The sequence below is a fragment of the Sphingopyxis sp. GW821-FHT12F08 genome (assembly GCF_058806755.1).
The window spans coordinates 431292-450420 of sequence record NZ_JBXAQA010000003.1 but is presented as its reverse complement, the minus strand read 5'-3'; the positions used below and the strand labels follow the sequence as shown (position 1 = coordinate 450420).

General features: G+C 67.2%; 18 protein-coding genes. 9 read left to right on the top strand and 9 right to left on the bottom strand.

All coding sequences use genetic code 11. The features are described 5' to 3' along the window. Window positions 1-5: 5 nt before the first annotated feature. From AC1RNQ_RS11010 to plsY, 4 genes are all read right to left on the bottom strand, one after another. A complete protein-coding gene (locus AC1RNQ_RS11010; RefSeq protein ID WP_493171179.1) occupies window positions 6-998 on the bottom strand; it encodes a hypothetical protein in 993 nt (330 codons plus the stop codon). 121 nt (window positions 999-1119) lie between these two features. Next, entirely contained in the window at window positions 1120-2721 is a 1602-nt protein-coding gene (locus AC1RNQ_RS11005) for a vWA domain-containing protein (RefSeq protein WP_493171178.1), read from the bottom strand. Window positions 2722-2836: 115 nt separating this feature from the next. Beyond that, window positions 2837-3919: a DNA-processing protein DprA gene (dprA, locus tag AC1RNQ_RS11000; protein WP_493171177.1), complete on the bottom strand. Its 1083-nt coding sequence runs from the start codon at window positions 3917-3919 to the stop codon at window positions 2837-2839. Beyond that, window positions 3916-4536, bottom strand: coding sequence for a glycerol-3-phosphate 1-O-acyltransferase PlsY (plsY, locus tag AC1RNQ_RS10995; RefSeq protein ID WP_493171176.1), 621 nt, complete (start codon window positions 4534-4536; stop codon window positions 3916-3918). Before plsY ends, dprA begins: the two co-directional genes overlap by 4 nt. Before the next feature lie 272 nt (window positions 4537-4808). Between plsY and murI the strand changes: the two genes are divergently transcribed. From murI to AC1RNQ_RS10965, 6 genes are all read left to right on the top strand, one after another. Then, window positions 4809-5612, top strand: coding sequence for a glutamate racemase (murI, locus tag AC1RNQ_RS10990; protein ID WP_493171175.1), 804 nt, complete (start codon window positions 4809-4811; stop codon window positions 5610-5612). Window positions 5613-5748: 136 nt separating this feature from the next. Beyond that, the gene (hemA, locus tag AC1RNQ_RS10985) at window positions 5749-6963 is read left to right on the top strand and encodes a 5-aminolevulinate synthase (protein WP_493171174.1); all 1215 of its coding nucleotides are present in this window, start codon (window positions 5749-5751) and stop codon (window positions 6961-6963) included. A 35-nt stretch (window positions 6964-6998) separates the two neighbouring features. After that, the gene (locus AC1RNQ_RS10980) at window positions 6999-7427 is read left to right on the top strand and encodes a DUF695 domain-containing protein (protein ID WP_493171173.1); all 429 of its coding nucleotides are present in this window, start codon (window positions 6999-7001) and stop codon (window positions 7425-7427) included. Beyond that, window positions 7414-8094 carry a nitroreductase gene (locus AC1RNQ_RS10975; protein ID WP_493171172.1) on the top strand — a complete coding sequence of 227 codons (681 nt, stop codon included), beginning with the start codon at window positions 7414-7416 and terminating at the stop codon, window positions 8092-8094. The genes AC1RNQ_RS10980 and AC1RNQ_RS10975 overlap by 14 nt, the downstream gene beginning before the upstream one ends. Before the next feature lie 7 nt (window positions 8095-8101). Beyond that, window positions 8102-8251 (top strand): hypothetical protein, encoded by a 150-nt coding sequence (locus tag AC1RNQ_RS10970; RefSeq protein ID WP_493171171.1) that lies wholly within the window; start codon window positions 8102-8104, stop codon window positions 8249-8251. A 40-nt stretch (window positions 8252-8291) separates the two neighbouring features. Next, window positions 8292-9533 carry a YceI family protein gene (locus tag AC1RNQ_RS10965; protein WP_493171170.1) on the top strand — a complete coding sequence of 414 codons (1242 nt, stop codon included), beginning with the start codon at window positions 8292-8294 and terminating at the stop codon, window positions 9531-9533. A 30-nt stretch (window positions 9534-9563) separates the two neighbouring features. Here AC1RNQ_RS10965 and AC1RNQ_RS10960 read toward each other — a convergent pair whose 3' ends face one another. The 4 genes from AC1RNQ_RS10960 to AC1RNQ_RS10945 all read right to left on the bottom strand — a co-directional run bounded on the left by AC1RNQ_RS10960 (window position 9564) and on the right by AC1RNQ_RS10945 (window position 13170). Beyond that, entirely contained in the window at window positions 9564-10226 is a 663-nt protein-coding gene (locus tag AC1RNQ_RS10960) for a class I SAM-dependent methyltransferase (protein WP_493171169.1), read from the bottom strand. Window positions 10227-10229: 3 nt separating this feature from the next. Beyond that, window positions 10230-11447, bottom strand: coding sequence for a BtaA family protein (locus tag AC1RNQ_RS10955; RefSeq protein WP_493171168.1), 1218 nt, complete (start codon window positions 11445-11447; stop codon window positions 10230-10232). Between the two features lie 233 nt (window positions 11448-11680). After that, complete coding sequence (locus AC1RNQ_RS10950) at window positions 11681-12127, bottom strand: hypothetical protein (RefSeq protein ID WP_493171167.1); 447 nt, start codon at window positions 12125-12127, stop codon at window positions 11681-11683. 38 nt (window positions 12128-12165) lie between these two features. Next, window positions 12166-13170 (bottom strand): threonine ammonia-lyase, encoded by a 1005-nt coding sequence (locus AC1RNQ_RS10945; protein ID WP_493171166.1) that lies wholly within the window; start codon window positions 13168-13170, stop codon window positions 12166-12168. Between the two features lie 67 nt (window positions 13171-13237). On the opposite strand from AC1RNQ_RS10945, the gene AC1RNQ_RS10940 reads away from it, so the two are divergent. Next, window positions 13238-14446, top strand: coding sequence for a saccharopine dehydrogenase family protein (locus AC1RNQ_RS10940; RefSeq protein ID WP_493171165.1), 1209 nt, complete (start codon window positions 13238-13240; stop codon window positions 14444-14446). 325 nt (window positions 14447-14771) lie between these two features. After that, window positions 14772-15944 carry a carboxynorspermidine decarboxylase gene (locus tag AC1RNQ_RS10935; protein ID WP_493171164.1) on the top strand — a complete coding sequence of 391 codons (1173 nt, stop codon included), beginning with the start codon at window positions 14772-14774 and terminating at the stop codon, window positions 15942-15944. Between the two features lie 22 nt (window positions 15945-15966). On the opposite strand, the gene AC1RNQ_RS10930 is transcribed toward AC1RNQ_RS10935, so the two are convergent. Continuing rightward, entirely contained in the window at window positions 15967-17625 is a 1659-nt protein-coding gene (locus tag AC1RNQ_RS10930) for an FAD-dependent oxidoreductase (RefSeq protein ID WP_493171163.1), read from the bottom strand. A 254-nt stretch (window positions 17626-17879) separates the two neighbouring features. Here AC1RNQ_RS10930 and AC1RNQ_RS10925 point away from each other — a divergent pair, with 254 nt between their 5' ends. Beyond that, window positions 17880-19073 carry a type III PLP-dependent enzyme gene (locus AC1RNQ_RS10925; RefSeq protein ID WP_493171162.1) on the top strand — a complete coding sequence of 398 codons (1194 nt, stop codon included), beginning with the start codon at window positions 17880-17882 and terminating at the stop codon, window positions 19071-19073. Window positions 19074-19129 lie beyond the last annotated feature (56 nt).

Genomic DNA, 19129 nt, shown 5'->3' with positions numbered 1-19129 from the left:
GCGCCTCAGCGCAGCGGCGCCAGCCGTCCGATCAACATCGCGCTCGTCAGGCTGGCCGCCTTCGCCGCGCCTTCCTCATAATTGCCGGGCTTCGCGGTGAAGGCGAATTTGCGCGTCTTGCCGAACTTGAGCCCTCCGAAGCCGAACACCGCGGCGACCCCGCCCGCGACATTGGCGGCCGATTGCATCGCCTTGTCGCCGCCGCTCGACGCGTCGCTCTTCTCGACGAACTCGCCTTCGACCGCGACGGGCGCCTTGACGGTGATCACCGCCTGCTTGCCGTTGGGCGCGATCAGCGTGACGCGCGAATAATCGGCGCTGACCGAGAGCGCGCTGTTCACCTGCAGCCCGCCGAAGCTGAAGGCACCGGGGCGCTTCTGCTGCGAAAAGTCGATCAGATAGACGACGTTCACCACCCCGATATTGGCCGCTTTCGCATAGTTGGTGAGCGCGATGCTCGCCTGTCCGGCCTGCATGTTCATGCCCATGCTGCTGAGCCCCGATCCCATGAAGTCGCCGGGGATCATCAGCAGCGAGGGCAAGGCCGACGGCTTGTAATAGGTCGCCTTGCCCTTGCTGCCCTTTTCGAGCGCGATGTTGATGTCGAGCGGCATGTCCTGCGACTTGGTTTTCGCCAGCGTCGTATGGCCGAAGAGATCGGTCGGCGCCTGCACGCTATAGCCGCTCGCGGTCAGCTGCGTCACGAAGTCGGCATAGGCGGCGTCGGTCACCGCCTGCATCATCTCGGGCGTTACCCCGACGAGTTCGCTCTGCGCCTTGGTGGTCCCGCCGAACGCCCCCATCAGCCCGCCGCTGCTCGCGGTGCGGTCGGTCGATTCGAAGATGAAGCCGATATTGAACGCGCCGATCGCGACTTGCGTGACGCCCTTGGCATTCGCCGGGCCGGCGATCTTCACCGGCTCCTTTTCCTTGGCGATGGTGTGGACGGGCTGGAGCAGCATCGCGGCGATGGCGATGGCCGACAGCAATTTTTTCATGGGTCTTCCTCCGGCCCTCAGCCGACAGACCCACTAGCCGGCGAGAGAGCGATACGAGGCGACCCGTGGGCCCTGCATCGGTCAGATGCAGGGGCGTGTCAATGGTTTGGCTAACCGAGGATTAGCCTTGATCCTGCCAGCGGAAGTCGGCGGGGAGCACGCATTTGCCGGCGTCATATTTGCCGACGCTGCGGATCACCTCATTGTCGTCGGGTTCGATGCGGCGACCGCTGATCTGGCTGTCGACCACGCGGCGGACGAGCGCGTCGAGGCGCGTGACGAGGTAGCAGTCGATCGCCGGCGGCGCGTGCGGATTGCCGACCCCGCTGTCGTCGGTCAGGAACAAATAGCGCGACTGGGTCGCCGCAGCCATCGCGCGCATCGCATATTCGGCCTCGTCGGCGACCCCCGATGCAGCAACCGGCGTGATATGGATGCGCTTGGCGCGCGCCGCCTCGGCCGCCTGCCAGGTCCGTCCGAACAGCTCGCCGTGCGGCGGCGCGTCGGCGACGAGCAGCATCGATTTCACGGCGTCGGGACGCCATTCCTGCGCCACCGCGCGGATCAGCGCCTGATCCATCGCCTCGGGATAGTCGCCGCCGCCGGTCGCATATTGCGCCGCGAGCGCGCCTTGTGCGCGGGCGATGTCGCGGTCGAAGGTCACGGTGCGCGTGACATATTCGTCGCCGAGGTCGCGGTAGAAGACGAAGCCGACGCGGATGTCGAGGTCGCGGTGCTTCGCGGTGATCGACGATATGATCGAGCGCATCTCGGCCTGCAGGAAGCGGATCTCGTCGCCCATGCTGCCCGTCGTGTCGACCACGAGCATCAGGTCGAGCTTGGTCGCCTTGGCCGCGAGCTGGTTCGCGGTGAGCCCGACGGTCTGCCCGCCCGGCGCGTCGACGACGAACAGCGGCCGCGCGGTCGCGATCGGCCGTCCAGCCTTGGTCGCCGACACGGTGACACGCTCGCTCAGCCGGTCGAGCCCGGGGAAGAAGACCGCGCTGCCGTCGGCCTGCGTCGCCATGGTGATGCTGTTGCCGTCGCTGCACGTCAGCTTCACGTCGGCGAAGGGCACCGGCTGGCCGTTGCGGTCGCTGACCTTGACCGTCACGACGCGCGTCGTGTCGACGCGCGGCAGCGCGCGGACGTCCTGGCCCAAGCTGCTGCGATTGACATAAGCCGCGTACAATTCCGGGTTGAGCAGATCGTCATGCTCGCCCGCGGTAAGGATGCCCGATTGCGGCTGCGGCTGCGGATAGGGGCGCGGCGGCATGCGCCGGTCGACATAGTCGGACGAGGATCCCGGAGCCGGCGGTGCCGCGGCGGGCGCATAGTCGGCGCTCTTGCTGGCCGACAAAGCGCCATCGGCGCGCGCGCCCGTGACGGCAATGGCGTCGGAGCCGCTTTCGCTCTCATAGACGGGTGCAGGCGGCGGAGGTGGCGGCGGCGGTGCGGGCGGCGGGGGTGCCATCGGCGGCGACGCGGCGTCGACCGCCATGGCACGGCTTTCGCCACGCTCGCGCTTGGCCGCGCCCCTGGCATAGCCGCCATTTTGCTGCTGGCGGACCTGCTGCTCGGCGTCGAGCCGGGGCAGCGGGTCGGCGTTGCGGCAGAAGCCCTGCGCGGGCGTCCGCGCCGCGGCGATCGAGAGCGGCGTCGGCGCCAGCCCCGTCGCCAGCACCGCGATCATCGTCGTTCCGGTCAGAAATCGGCTGCGCATCATCAAACTCCCCGGCCATGTGATACAATATCATCAACCTCGGCCCCAGCCGCTGAACCGTGGCTGAACCGCGATAAGCCGTGAAATTATTTGGGGGCCAACGCTATGCACGCGGTCACAGCAGCGAAATTCGGGCCCCCGCGTGGCGTTCGATGCGCCCCGCCAGCTCCATTTCGAGCAGCACCAGCTGCACCGTCGCCGCGGCGCAGCCCGACTGGCGAACGAGCTCGTCCACCGCGACCGGGGTGGGTCCCAGCAATCCGGCGATACGGCCGCGATCGCCCTCGCCGGCCTCGGCGACCGGGGGCACCGGCGCAAAGCCGCGCGCGGGCTCACGCACCATCCGCGCGTCGATCGGCCCCAGCGCTTCGAGCACGTCGTCGATCGTCTGGACCAGCGTTGCGCCCTCGCGGATCAGCAGGTTGCAGCCCTGCGCGCGCGGGTCGAGCGGCGAGCCCGGCACCGCCATCACCTCGCGCCCATAATCGCCCGCACGCCGTGCGGTGATCAGCGAGCCCGATTTCGGCGCCGCCTCGATCACCAGGGTTCCGTGCGACAGCCCGGCGATGATCCGGTTGCGCGCCGGGAAATGGCGCGCCAGCGGCTCGGTGCCCGGCGGCTGTTCGGCGATGAGCAACTGGTCGGTCGCGATCTTTTCCTGGAGCGCCGCATTTTCAGGCGGAAAGGTGATGTCGATCCCGCTGCCGATCACCGCCGCGGTCGCGCCGGCGAGCGCGCCGATATGCGCCGCGGTGTCGACCCCGCGCGCGAGCCCGCTGACCACGGTCACGCCCTGCCCCGCCAGCTCGGCGGCCATCTGCCGCGCGAAGCGGCACGCGACGGCCGAGGCGTTGCGCGCGCCAACGATCGCAACGCACGGGCGCCGCAGCATCGCCGCATCGCCGCGCACGATCAGCACCGGCGGCGCCCCCTCGACCTCGCGCAGCAGCGGCGAATAATCGGGATCGTCGCTGAACATGTGCCGCGCGCCAAGCTGCGCGACGCGCGCGATTTCACGCTCGGCAAGATCGGCGGGCGCGACGCGCAGCCTGCCGCCGCCGCGCCCGACGAGATCGGGCAGCGCCGCGAGCGCGGCCTCGCCCGATCCGAAGCGCAGCATCAGCTGGTGCCAACTCACCGGGCCGACATGCGGCGTGCGGATCAGCCGCAGCCGCGCCAGCCGCTCGGCGTCACTCACTCGCCCGTACTTTCTCCCGGCGCGTCCTTTTTCGCGCCGACGCGCGGCTCGGTGCCCGCGCGCAGCCGCGCGATATTCTCGCGGTGGCGCCACAGCACGATGACCGCGAGCCCGGCGAGGCCGATGGCATAGGTCTGATAGCCCATCAGCAGCGCCGCGACGGGCGCCGCGACCGCCCCTATCATCCCGCCGAGCGACGAGATGCGCAGGACGAGCACGGTGCCGATCCACACCAGGGCGAAGATCAAGCCGATCGGCCAGGCGAGCGCGAGCGACAGGCCGAGCAGCGTCGCGACCCCCTTGCCGCCCCTGAACTTCAGCCAGACGGGGTAGCAATGGCCGATCATCGCCGCGGCGCCCGCGACCATCGCGCCGTCCTCGCCCAGCCCGGGCACGAAATGCCGCGCCAGCAGCACCGCGACCGCGCCCTTCGCGCCGTCGAGGATCAGCGTCGCCGCCGCCAGCCCCTTGCGCCCGGTACGCAGCACATTGGTCGCGCCGATATTGCCCGATCCGATCTGGCGCAGGTCGCCCGCCCCGAACGCGCGCGTCAGGATCACCCCGAACGGGATCGAGCCGAGCAGATAGCCCGCGACGATCAGCAGATAGATGGTCATGATGCTCCCCAACCTCGTCCGGGTTCACTGTGGCGATGTTGGCGCGGCCAAGCAATGGATTCGAACAAGGAAGCGGTCAGAACGGACCCTTATCCTCCTTCGTCATGCTGAACTTGCTTCAGCATCCATGGCCGGACGACGCAGCAAATGCAGCGCATCAGGCACGCACAGACCATGGACCCTGAAACAGGTTCAGGGTGACGACGAATTGAAGGGGTCTCTTATGACAGGGACGATTGAGCGCTTTCCGCTCGCCTGCTAACGCCCCCGCCATGTCCTCCCCCGCGCCCGACGCCCCCATCCTCTTCTTCGACTCCGGTCTCGGCGGCCTCACCGTGCTCGGCCCGACGCGCGCGCTGCTGCCGACCGCGCCGATCGTCTACGCCGCCGACTATGCCGGGCTGCCCTATGGCCAGAAGAGCGAGGCCGAGCTCGCCGCGCGCGTCCCCGCATTGCTCGGCCGCCTCGTCGAGCGCTACCAGCCGCGGCTCGCGGTGATCGCGTGCAACACCGCCTCGACGATCGCACTCACGCATGTCCGCGCCGCGCTCGACCTGCCGATCGTCGGCACCGTCCCCGCGATCAAGCCCGCCGCCGAACTGACGCGGACCGGCGTGATCGGCGTGCTCGGCACCGAAGCGACGGTGCGCCAGCCCTATGTCGACGATCTTTCGGCGCGCTTCGCCGCCGGCAAGACGGTGCTCCGCCACGGCAGCCCCGGCCTCGTCACCGGCGCCGAGGCGAAGCTGCGCGGCGAAGCGGTCGATCCCGCGGTCATCGCGCGCGCGATCGCGGGGCTCACCGGACAACCCGGCGGCGACAAGCTCGACGTCATCGTCCTCGCCTGCACCCATTTCCCGCTGCTCGCCGACGAACTGCAGGCCGAGGTCGGTCCGCACGTCCGGCTGATCGACGGCGCCGAAGGCATTGCGCGCCGCATCGCGGATCTCACCGACGGCCAGCCCTGGCCCGCCACCGCCGCGCCGGGGATCGCGGTGTTCACGCGCAGCGACGACCGCCCGCCGCCGCTGTCGGCGCTCGCACCCTATGGCCTCGACCGGATCGAGCTGATCTAGCGGCTCGATCAGGCTGATTTGCCGCACAAATTGCGAATCGTTCGCACTGGCTTTCGGCGGCATCCGGGGTTATTGGCGCGCATGTTAATAGCCGCCCGGAGGGAGCGGTGCTGGCACCTGACTGCGGGGCTGAGACGTGAACTATAACGATATTTTCGCACGCGCCATCGATCGGTTGCACGAAGAGGGACGCTACCGCGTCTTCATCGACATCCTGCGCAACAAGGGCGCCTACCCGAACGCGCGCTGCTTCGCCGGCCACAACGGGCCGAAGCCGATCACCGTCTGGTGCTCGAACGACTATCTCGCGATGGGCCAGCACCCCAAGGTCGTCGCCGCGATGGAAGAGGCGCTGCACGACGTCGGCGCCGGCTCGGGCGGCACGCGCAATATCGGTGGCAACACCCATTATCATGTCGACCTCGAAGCCGAACTCGCCGACCTGCACGGCAAGGAAGGCGCGCTGCTCTTCACCTCGGGCTATATCTCGAACGAGGCGACGCTCGGCACGCTGGGCAAATTGCTGCCGAACTGCATCATCTATTCGGACGAGCTGAACCACGCCTCGATGATCGCGGGCATCCGCAATTCGGGCTGCGAAAAGCGCGTGTGGCGCCACAACGACCTCGCCCATCTCGAAGAATTGATGGCCGAGGACGATCCCGAAGCGGCCAAGCTGATCGCCTTCGAAAGCGTCTATTCGATGGACGGCGACGTCGCCCCGATCCACGCGATCTGCGACCTCGCCGAAAAATATAACGCGCTGACCTATTGCGACGAAGTCCATGCCGTCGGCATGTACGGCCCGCGCGGCGGCGGCATCACCGACCGCGACGAGGCGGCGCACCGCGTGACGATCATCGAGGGCACGCTCGGCAAGGCGTTCGGCGTGATGGGCGGCTATATCGCCGCCGACAAGAATATCATCGACGTGATCCGCAGCTATGCGCCGGGCTTCATCTTCACCACCAGCCTGTCGCCGGTGCTCGTCGCCGGCGTGCTCGCCAGCGTGCGCCACCTGAAAGCGTCGAGCGTCGAGCGCGAGGCGCAGCAGGCCAATGCCGCCTACCTCAAGCAATGCTTCCGCGACGCCGGCCTGCCGGTGATGGATTCGACGACGCACATCGTGCCGCTGATGGTCGGCGATCCGGTGCGCGCGAAGAAGATCAGCGACATCCTGCTCGCCGAATATGGCGTCTATGTGCAGCCGATCAATTTCCCGACCGTGCCGCGCGGCACCGAACGGCTGCGCTTCACGCCGGGCCCGGCGCACGACGAGGCGATGATGCGCGAGCTGACGCAGGCGCTCGCCGAAATCTGGGATCGTCTGGAACTCCGCAAGGCCGCGTGAGCGACTTCGGCATTTTCCCGGCGGACGATTGGGCCGTGGCCCAGGGCATGGGTCCGAACGGCCCCATCCTGACGCGCTATCGCAGCGGGATGCCGTCGAGCGCGGACCGCGCGCTGTTTTCGAACCTCGTCATCATCCGCTGGCAATATGCCGATGCGGGCACGGGTGCGCTCCCCGACGGCGACACGCTGGACCGGATGACCGAGCTTGAGGACGCCGTTCTGGATGCCGCCGATTATGAGAAACATTGGGGCTCCGGCGTTGCCGCCGTGACCGAAGACGGCGTTCGCGAATGGCGCTTCTATACGCCCGACACGTCCGAATTCATGGTCAATTTCAACCGGGTGCTGGCGGGCAAGGAAGCGTTCCCGCTCGAATTCCGGGCGTTCGACGACCCCGAATGGATCGCCCTCACCGAGCTTCAGGCAGCATCGTCGCACGGGAGCGACCGTGCAGACGTTTGACGAAGTCGTAACAGGCCGCCGTTCGATCCGCGGCTTCCTCGACAAGCCCGTTCCGAAAGCGCTGATCGCCGAGATTATCGAGGTCGCGATGCGCGCGCCCTCGTCGTTCAACAACCAGTGCTGGAATTTCTCGGTCGTCACCGGCGAGGCGCTCGATGCGATCCGCCGCGGCAATACCGAGGGCATCCTCGCCGGCAAGCCCGACAGCCGCGAATTCCGCCGCTTCGACGGCATCGCCGACGACCATCGCGCGCGCCAGATCGAGATCGCCAAGCAGCTGTTCGGCGCGATGGGCATCGCGCGCGAGAACAAGGACGCGCGGCAGGACTGGGTGCTGCGCGGCTTCCGCCAGTTCGACGCGCCGGTCAGCATCGTCGTCACCTACGACCGCGTCCTCCTCGGCAGCGACATCGCGCCATTCGACTGCGGCGCGGTGACCAACGCCCTCGTCAACGCCGCCTGGTCGCGCGGATTGGGCTGCGTGATCAACAGCCAGGGCATCATGCAGTCGCCGGTGGTGCGCGAGCATGCGCAAATCCCCGACGACCAGGTGATCATGATCTGCGTCGCGATGGGCTGGCCGGAAGCAGATTTCCCCGCCAACGCGGTGGTATCGAACCGCAAGAGCGTCAGGGACGCGGTCCGTTTCGTCGGGTTCGACGACTGACGCCCGCGTGCCGTTCGACCTGCTCGAGGCGCTGGGATTTGCCGCCGAGGCGGCGACGGAAGTCCCCGACCTGCGCAAGCGGCGCAATCGCATCGGCTGCGTTATCGGCTTCGCCCTGCTGCTGATTTTCTTTGCGGCGCTCACCTGGTGGTCATGATAGCGGTCGCGCAATCACCCCCCCCAGCACGAGAGATCATATGACCGCAGAGCGCTACAGCAGCACCGCCATCACGCTTCACTGGCTGCTCGCGCTGCTCCTCGCCTTCCAGATTTCGCTTGGCTGGGCGCTCGAGGGCAACAACAGTCCTGAATTGTTCGCGCGCTTCCAGCTCCACAAATCGATCGGCATCGCGATCCTGCTGCTCAGCGTCGCGCGGCTGGTGACCCGTTTCGTCACGCCGCGCCCGCCCGCATCCGACGGACCGGCGTGGACCCGCGCGCTCGCGGGCATAGTCCACTGGCTTTTCTACCTCGTGCTGATCCTTGGCCCGATCACCGGCTGGCTGGTCGTCTCGACCGCGCGGATCCAGGTCCCGACATTGCTCTTCGGAATCGTCCCCTGGCCGCACCTGCCCGTCGGCCGCGGCTGGCACGATCCCGCCGAGTCGATCCACGGCGCGATGGCATGGCTCGCGCTCGGGCTGTTCCTGCTCCACATCGTCGGCGCGCTCCGCCATCAGTGGCTGCTCGGCAAGCCCGAACTCCAGCGGATGATCCCCTTCGCGAAGGGCAAGGCGGCGGGCGCCGCGATCGGCGCACTGGCGCTGGTCTTCGCGGCGGCAGTCGCGGGCAAGCTCGTGCATGCGGACAAGCCGCGCATGGCGGCCGAAAAGATCGAGGCGCCGGTCGCTGCTGCGCCCACCGCAGCGCCCGTGATCGAAAGCGAAGAGGAAAATCCGGAAGAAGTCGCAGAGGCACCCGAGGAAGCCGCGCAGCCGCTCGCCGACTGGAGCGTCGCATCGGGCGGCCGGCTCGGCTTTACCGCGCGCTGGAACGGCGAGGCGGTCGCGGGCCGCTTCGGTCGCTGGGACGCCGACATCAAATTCAGCCCCGACGATCTCGCCAAATCGCGGATCGAGGTGACGGTCGACCTCGCCTCGGCCGACACCGGCGATGCGCAGCGCGACGATTCGCTGAAGGGCAGCGATTTCTTCGACAGCAGTGCGCACCCGAAAGCGGTCTATACCGCGCGCGACATCCGCCACCTCGGCGGCGACCGCTACGAGGCGCGCGGCACGCTCGACCTGCGCGGGGTCAAAAGGCCCGCAACGCTCCGCTTCACCCTGACCATCGACGGCGACCGCGCACGTGTCGCGGGCACCACGCGGATCGACCGTACCACCTTCGGCGTCGGCCAGGGCGAATGGGCGGCGACCGACGCGATTGCGGCCGGGGTCGACATCGCCTTTTCGTTCAGCGCCACGCGCCCGGCGCGCTGAGCTCAGCGCGGCCACCGCTTGGCAAGCCGCTTAGCGGCGCGGGCCCTTGTCGATCCGCACCGACCAGGCGTAGCCGCGATAGAGGCGCACCAGCGTCATGCGCCCGCCGACGTCGCTCGCGATCTCGCGCGCCGCCTCGGCCAGCATCGCGCGCGGCGCGACGTGGAAACGTGCTAGCCAGCCGAACAGTCCCGCACGGAACCAGGCGGGCAAACCTTCCTGCTGGCCGAAATCGACGATATGCAGCGAACCATTGCGCGCCAGCCGCTGTGCCGCCTCGCGCATCGCGCCCTGCCAGTCGGGGATCATCGACAGCGTATAGCTCTGGAATATCCGGTCGAACCCCGCGACGCGAAACAGCGCATCGGGGTCGAAGCCCGTCGCATCGCCCTGCGCCACGGTGATACGCCGCGTCAGCCCGGCGCGCGCGATCGCCGTGCGTGCGCTCTTCAGCATTTCCTCCGAAATATCGATGCCATAGAAGCGCGCGCCCGGCCAGCAGCGCGCCGCCGCGATCAGGTTGCGCCCCGTGCCGCAGCCGACCTCGAGCACATGGCCGCCCACCGGCGGCTGCAACTCGTCGATCATCCGGTCGCGCCCGAGCAGATAATATTTGCGCGTTATATCATAGACATGCCGCTGGCCGCGATAGACATTGTCCATCAGCGCGGCATGGCCCTCCCCCCCGGCCATCGCTCAGCGCTTCAATATATAGAGATGCACCCCGCCGTAGATCGCCGAGCGGTCGCGCTGTGTATACCCAAGCGATTCTTCCGCGCGATAGTCCCAGCGATCGAGCAAGACCTCGGGCAGCCGCCCGGGGAGCAGGCTCGGTTCGGCGGCGGTGCGGAACAGCACCCGCGCGCGCGGCCGCGCGGTGCGCGTCACCTCGGTCCACAAAGCTAGCAGCTGCGCGTCGCTCATCCAGTCCTGCGCGTCGAGGAAGATATAGCGGTCGAAGCTCGCATCCTCGGCGGCCGCGAGCATGTCGGTCATATTGGCGTGAAGCATCGTTACGCGTTCGGCACGCGCCTTGACCGCGTCGTAGTTCGCGGCCTGCAGATAGGGCGGCAACGGCGCCTCGACGCCGCGCCCATAGCCGCGCCCGAAGGCCTGCCACGCGAAATAATTGTCCTTGAGGTCGAAGTCGCAGCTCAATTTCTCGAGCCGCGCGCGCAGCACATCGGCCATCGGCTTGCCGCCCGCCAGCGCGTCATATTGCGCGGGCGGGATGCCCAGCCCGAACAGCGACGAGCGCTGGTCGGTGACCCAGCGCACGAATTTCCGGTCGAAGAAGGGCGCGAACTTCGTCTCGAAAATATACCGCTGCTCGTCGAGGTCGCGCGCTTCGAGCAGCATGCGCGGATCGATCTTCATCATCCGCGCGAGCAGATGCGCGACCCCGATGAAATTGCCGAGCAGCCCGCGCTTGTAGAGCCCCGTCGCAAAGCCGTTGATCCGCCGCCGCCCGATCAGGTCGCGCCCTTCCCAATAGCGGCGGCTGACCTCGTCGAGGTGCGGGCGGACATGGGTCTTGTACGCCTCGACATTGTCGCGGCTGTCGGCGTCGGCGAAGAAGCGGCGAAAGCTCGCATAATCGGACAGCCGCGCCGCAGCGACGCGCTTCAGATGCCCAAGCGCGACATGCGCGGTGTTAAGGTCGACCGCGACGATCTCGGCGGGGTCGGCGGTGAGGTAGGAAAAGACGTTGCAGCCGCCGCTCGCGATCGTCGCGATGCGGTTGCCGGGCTGGATGTCCAGCGCCTCCATGTCGACGACCGGGTCTTCCCAGATCTGCGCATAGACGAGGCCGCGAAAGGCCAGCGCGAAGGCGCGGTCGAGCAGGCGTTGCTTCTGCTCGGCATCCTCGCGGACGACGGCGGCGGCGATCTTGCGATTGGGCTGGCTGGCCATGGCAGGTCTCCCGGAGAAAGGTGGATCCGGGCCGCGCATGGCAGCGTTTCTTGCGATTCTGGCGACGGTTCGGTGACAAAATGGGGACAGGGGTGAAAAAACCGACCAACTCTCTCCCCTTCAGGGGAGAGATACGCAGGCTTGCCGGTTTGCCGGCTAGCCGGAGTTGAGAGGGGATTGGATGCTTCCCCCTCTCCCAACCCTCTCCCCTGAAGGGGAGAGGGCTAAGAGCCTCAATCCTTACAATAACCCTCGCCGTCCTTGACGATCAGGCATTCCTTCTTGCCCGCGAGATATTTGAGCCCCGTCTCGTCGCCGCTCCCGCGGCGCAGGCTCAGTTCCTCGGCGCCGCGCTGGAACTTGATGCCATGTTCGCTGTCGGTGCCGTCGTACGTCCCCTTGGTGTCGAGGTCCGACTGCATCTCCAGCTTATACTGGCCCGGCTCGCCGGGGGTGATCGTCACGAACATGCCCTCGACGCCGGTCCATTTGCCCGCCCAGCTCGCGAATCGGTGCGGCGCGGTCGCGGGGTCGGTTTCGCCTTCGGCACCCTCGGGCGGCACCGTCTCGTCGACGACTTCGGTGGTCTCGGTCGGCGCGGGCGCCGGCGCTTCGGCCTTTTCGCAGCCACTCAGCACCACCAGCGCCGCAGCTCCCATCAGGATCATGCTCTTCTGCATCGACTTTCTCCTTCGCGGTCTCAACGCATAACGGCGGATTAGTATCCGGCCAGTATTTCCGCATATTTCTGCGGGTCGACATTGCCCCCCGACAGGGTGACCAAAGTCGCGTTTCCGGGCACGACCTTGCCCGCGAGCAGCGCCGCCAGCGCCGCCGCGCCGCCGGGCTCGACGACGAGGTGCAATTTCTCGAACGCGATGCGCATCGCATGGCGCACTTCCTCGCGCGTCACGACCACGCCGCGCACCCCACGCGCCTGCAGCACCGCGAAGTTGATCGGCCAGGTCTGCGGCGTCTGCAGCGCGTCGCATTCGGTCGGATAGGCGAGATCCTCGACCGACAATATCTCGCCGGCCTCCAGCGAGCGCGTCACATCGTCCCAGCCCTCGGGCTCGACCGCTACGATCTCGGCATTCGGCAGCGCGAGCGCCAGCCCAGCCGACAGCCCGCCGCCGCCGCAGCAGGCGACGACCTTGTCGAAGCCATCGATCCCGCGCGCGCGCAGCTGTGCCTCGGCCTCGATCCCGGCCGTCCCCTGCCCCTCGATGATCCACGGGTCGCCATAGGCGTGCACCAGCGTCCCGCCGCGCTCCTCGAGCAATTTCGCCGCCACGGCATCGCGCGATTCGGTGACGCGGTCGTAGAGCACGACCTCGGCCCCCAGCTTGCGCGTCGCGGCGAGCTTCATCGCCGGCGCGTTGCTCGGCATCACGATCGTCGCCCTGATCCCAAGCCGTTTCGCCGCCCAGGCGACGCCCTGCGCATGGTTGCCGCTCGACACGCCGACGACGCCCGCGGCCGCCTGTTCGGGGGTCAGGTCAGTGAGCCGGTGCCACGCGCCGCGAATCTTGAACGCGCCGACGGGCTGCAGGCACTCGGCCTTGCACCGGACCGTAACGCCGTCGATTTCGAGCGGCAGCAGCGGCGTCGGCGGCAGCAATGCAGCGACTTTCGCCGCCGCGCGTTCGACCCCGACGAGGGTCGGTGCGCGCGCCGGATCGCGCAGGGTAGAGTGACCGGGTTCGGGGCTTTGCTGTGTCATGGCTTCGTCCTATAGGGCGCGGCATAGAGAGCAAGCCGCATAGGTTCGCGGACAGGAGATTTTCACGATGAGCAAGATTCTGGTGATCGGCGCGGGCGGCGTCGGTTCGGTCGCGGTGCACAAGATGGCGATGAACGCAGATATCTTCCCCGACATCACGCTGGCGAGCCGCCGCAAGTTCAAATGCGACGCGATCGCCGAATCGGTCAAGACCCGCACCGGGGTCACGATCAAGACCGCCGAGGTCGACGCCGACCATATCGACGCGACCGCGGCGCTGATCCGCTCGATCGGCGCGACGCATGTCGTGAACCTCGCTTTGCCCTATCAGGACCTCACGATCATGGAGGCATGCCTGTCGACCGGCGCGCATTATATGGACACCGCGAACTACGAACCGCGCGACGAGGCGAAGTTCGAATATCACTGGCAATGGGCCTATCAGGACCGTTTCAAGGATGCGGGGCTGATGGCGCTGCTCGGTTCGGGCTTCGACCCCGGGGTGACGAGCGTCTTCACGACCTGGCTCAAGAAGCATCATTTCGAGCGCATCGACACGCTCGACATCCTCGACTGCAACGGCGGCGACCATGGCCAGCATTTCGCGACCAACTTCAACCCCGAGATCAACATCCGCGAAGTCACCGCGGTCGCGCGCCACTGGGAAAATGGCGACTGGGTCGAAACCCCGCCGATGTCGGTGAAGCAGAAATTCGACTTCGAGGCGGTGGGCGAGAAGACGATGTACCTCATGTATCATGAGGAGATCGAAAGCCTGAAGACCCACCTGCCCGAAATCCGGCGCATCCGTTTCTGGATGACCTTCGGCGAGGCCTATATCACCCACCTCACCGTGCTGCAGAACGTCGGCATGACGCGGATCGATCCGGTGATCTACGAAGGCCGCGAGATCGTCCCGCTGCAGTTCCTGAAAGCCGTGCTGCCCGAACCGTCGAGCCTGGGCGAAACCACCAAGGGCAAGACCAACATCGGCGTCATCGCGACCGGCCTCGGCAAGGACGGCAAGGAAAAGACGCTCTACCTCTATAACATCTGCGACCATGAGGACGCCTATGCCGAGACCGGCAACCAGGCGGTGAGCTACACCACCGGCGTGCCCGCGATGATCGGCGCGGCGATGATGGTGACGGGTGCGTGGAGCGGCACCGGCGTGTTCAACATGGAGCAGTTCGATCCCGACCCCTTCATGGACATGCTGAACCGGCACGGCCTGCCTTGGCAGGTGAAGGAACTGGGCGCCCCGCTGGATTTCTGAGCGTCTCCGATGCCACATTCGTCATCCCGGCGCAGGCCGGGATCTCGCCGGTGGGGTAATCCGACAGGGTGAGATCCCGGCCTTCGCCGGGATGACGACATCAAGAGGCAGGCGCGTTAAGGACCGGCCATGAGAATCGCCCTCCTGACCGCCGCGCTGCTCGCCGCTTTCGTTTCCCCCCGCCGCCGCGCAGACCGAGGACGCCTACGCCCCCGCGCGCGCGATCATCGCCGACATCGGCCGATTGCGGCATAGCCGATCCTCCCCCCAACGGGGGAGGATCACCCCCTTTCTTCCCCGCCCCAAACCCCCTACATGCGCGCGCATGGAAACCAGAGCCGGCGATCCCGGGGCCTTTGCCCATTTCGACCTCACCCGCGTCCCCTCGCCCGCTTTCGTCGTCGATGCGGCGAAAGTGCGCGCGAACCTCGGCGTCCTGCGCCATATCGGCGATGCGTCGGGGGCGCGGGTGCTGGCAGCGCTCAAGGCCTTTTCGATGTGGTCGCTGGGTTCGACCGTCACCGATTATCTCGACGGCGTCTGCGCCTCGGGGCTCTATGAAGCGAAACTCGGGCGCGAGGAATATGGCGGCGAGGTCGCCACTTACTGCGCGGGCTACAAGGCCGAGGACCTGCCCGAGATCGCGAAGCTTTCCGACCATCTGATCTTCAACTCGCCCGGCCAGATCGCGCGCTTCCGTTCCCTGCTCGACGAACTGCGCGCCGCGGGCGAGAGCTTCGACATCGGGCTGCGCATCAACCCGCAGCACAGCGAGGGCGAGGTTCCCAAATATGATCCCGCCGCGCCGTGCAGCCGCCTCGGCTTCCCGGTGAGCCAGCTTCGTGCAGAGCATATGGAGGGCGTCGACGGCATCCACATGCATGTGCTGTGCGAACAGGATTTCCCGCCGCTCGCGCGCACCTGGGCCGCGGTCGAACCCTTGCTCGCGCCCTATGTGGGCCAGCTCAAATGGCTCAATTTCGGCGGCGGCCATCATGTCACCCGCGCCGATTATCAGGTCGATGATCTGATCGCCTTCCTCAAGAACGTCCGCGAAACGACCGGTTGCGAGGTGATGATCGAGCCCGGCGAAGCCGTCGCGCTCGACGCGGGCATCCTCGTCGGCGAGGTGCTCGACCTGTTCGACAATGGCATGCCCATCGGCATCACCGACGTCAGCGCGACCTGCCACATGCCCGACGTGATCGAGGCGCCCTATCGCCCCGCGATGCTCGGTGAGCAGAACGACGGCGCGGTCACCCGCCTAGGCGGCCCCTCGTGCCTCGCGGGCGACGTGATCGGCGACTATCGCCTGCCCGGGCGCGCGAACATCGGCCAGCGCTTCGCCTTCCTCGACCAGGCGCATTATTCGATGGTCAAGACCAACAGCTTCAACGGCGTGCCGCTGCCCTCGATCTGGCTGTGGGACAGCGAGAGCGACGCATTGAAGCTGGTTCGCGAATTCGGTTACGAGGATTTCAAGACGCGGCTCAGTTAACCCACATTCGCCGGGATGACGGTTAAGTTGGTGGTGCGCCCACCTCCGCCAGCGCCGCGTGGATGTCGCTCACCACCACCGATCCCTCGCCCACCGACGAGGCGACGCGCTTCACCGATCCCTTGCGGACGTCGCCGATCGCATAGATGCGCGGCCAGCTCGTCTCGTAACGGCTCGGCATGCGGTCCAGCGACCAGCCCGCCTTGACCAGCTCCATCGGCGCGATGTCGGTGCCGGTCTTCACGAAACCGCGCTCGTCGCACACCATTTCCTTGGGCAGCCAGCGGGTGTTCGGCGTCGCGCCGAGGAAGAGGAACAGGAAGCCGCAGTCGCAATGCCCCTCCTCGCCCGTGTCGCGGCAGCGATAGGTCAGCCCCGCGAGCCGGTCCTCGCCGTGCAGCGCGACGACGTCGGTCGACCCGATGATCTCGATATTCGGATGTTCTTCCAGCCGCTTGACCAGATATTCGGACATCGTCTCGCGCAGGCTTTCGCGGCGGAAGATGACGTAAACCTTCTTCGCGACGCTCGCGAGGTAGATGGCGCCCTGCCCCGCCGAATTGCCCGCGCCGACGATCGTCACCTCGGCATTGCCGCACAGTTGCGCCTCCATCGGGGTCGCGCCATAATAGATGCCGCGCCCTTCATAGGCCTCGATCCCCTCGATCGGCAGCCGCTGGTACTGCGCGCCGCTCGCGACGACGACCGCGCGGCTGCGCAGCTTGCGCCCGTCGGCGAGGTGCAGGCAGTACGCGTCGCCGTCGCGTCCGATCTCTGCCGCGCGCACCGGTGCGACCAGCCGCGCGCCGAATTTCTGCGCCTGCACCGTCGCGCGCCGCGCCAGCTCGTTACCCGAAATGCCGGTCGGGAAACCGAGGTAATTTTCGATCTTCGACGAGGTCCCCGCCTGCCCGCCAGGCGCGAGCGAATCGAGCGCGATCACCGTCAGCCCCTCCGACGCGGCATAGACCGCCGCGGCGAGCCCGCCGGGGCCGCTGCCAACGACGAGCACATCGGCAGTCGCGCCGTCGGGGAGCAGGTCGAGCCCCATCGCCTGCGCCAGTTCCTCGGGCGTCGGCTGTACCAATATGTCGGTGGCGCCCAGGATCACCGCGGGCAATTGCTCGTCGGTCAGCCCGCGCTCAGCCATCAGATGCCCCGCGACCGGGCCATCGGCGGGGTCGAACCAGCGGTGCCCGACACCATGCTTCATCAAGAGGTCGCGCAGCGCATAGACGCTGCGGTCGAGCCCCGCGCCGAGGATGATGATCGCCGCAAAGCCGCGCACATTGCCGAACTCGCGCCGCGCCGCGAACACCCGCACGAAGACGTCGGAGAAATGGCTGTTCCCCGCGATCATCCGCTGGAAATCGGCGTGCGGGATGCGCAGGATGTCGCCGTCGACGCCCATGACGACGCGCGACAAATGCCGCTGGCCGGTGAGCACCGACAGATCGCCCGCGAACTGCCCGCGCTCCATCCACCCGACGCGCCGGCTGCCCTCGTCGGTCTGGACGAAGATGTCGGTATGCCCCGACAGGGTGACGATGCAGTCGGGCGCCATCGTCCCCTCGGCGAGGATCAGGTCGCCCGCGCGGTGCGATTCGACCGTGCCGAACGCGATCAGCTCTTCCAGTTCGGCGTCGGGAAAAGTGTGGTTCACGTCGGCAGGCGGGATCATGCGGCACGGTCCTTTCGGCGGGAAGAGCGCCGCATCGATAGCGCGAGTCGCCCGGTTTGTCTCGCTTGTCCCCCGGTTACCGCGCGCCAGGCCCGTTTCGGCGCGACTGTTACCGTCGCGTTACAAAATTGCGCCAAAGGGTCTTTACAGGGGGGACCCCCCTCCATATATGCGCTCTCCGCTGCCCCAGGGGGACTTCCAATAACCGCAAGGCAGCCTTGGATGTTTAACGTTATTTTTGGGGGTCCCTTGAGTTGCACCAGCATCATAGCGCCCACGGGCTGATTCAGGCACTTTCGCCGGTCGAACCTGTCACGCTTGTCCGCCCGCACGCCGCGGCGCGCGCAGCGCGTTTCTTCATCGAGCGATTTCCCGGCACGACCATGTATGCGGTCAAGGCGAATCCCTCGCCCGACCTGCTGCGCGTGCTGTGGGATTCGGGTGTCACGCACTACGACGTCGCCTCTATCGCCGAGGTGCGCCTCGTCGCGCGCACCCTGCCGAAGGCGACGCTCTGTTTCATGCATCCGGTGAAGGCCGAGGAAGCGATTTCCGAAGCCTATTGGAAGCATGGCGTGCGCACCTTCTCGCTCGACACGATGGATGAGCTCGAAAAGATCGTCCGCGCCACCGAAGGCGCCGAGGATCTCAACCTGCTCGTGCGCCTGCGCGTCTCGTCGGACTATTCGAAGCTCAGCCTCGCCGCCAAGTTCGGCGCCGAGCCCGAGGATGTTGCCGAACTCTTGATGGCGACCCGCCAGGCCAGCGACGCGCTCGGCATCTGCTTCCACGTCGGCAGCCAGGCGATGACCCCGCACGCCTATGCGCAGGCGATGGAGCGCGTCCGCGCGGCGATCGTCGCGGCGTCGGTCACGGTCGACATCATCGACGTCGGCGGCGGCTTCCCCTCGTCCTATCCGGGCATGGAACCCCCGCCGCTCGGCGCCTATTTCGAGACGATCCACCGGACGTTCGAGAGCCTGCCGATCAGCTATTCGGCCGAACTGTGGTGCGAACCCGGCCGCGCGCTCGCCGCCGAGTATAGTTCGCTGATCGTCCGCGTCGAAAAGCGCCGCGGCGACGAGCTCTACATCAACGACGGTGCTTACGGGGCGCTGTTCGACGCCGCGCACGTCGGCTGGCGTTTCCCCGTCACGCTGCTGCGCGAGCCCGAGAGCGACGCCGAGACCACCGCGTTCAGCTTCTACGGCCCGACCTGCGACGACCTCGACCATATGGCCGGTCCCTTCTTCCTGCCGGCCGATATCAAGGCCGGCGATTTCATCGAGATCGGCATGCTCGGCGCCTATGGCTGCGCGATGCGCACAAAGTTCAACGGCTTCGGCGCCGACGAGACCCACGTCGTCAGCGACGAACCGATGGCCAGCCTGTACATGGGCGAGGCGGAGCCGGAGCGGCGGAGTGCTACGGTGACGAAGCTGTTCTGAAGCGAACGGTAAAGCGATAGGGAAAGGGCCGGCGCTGCGAAGCGACCGGCCTTTTT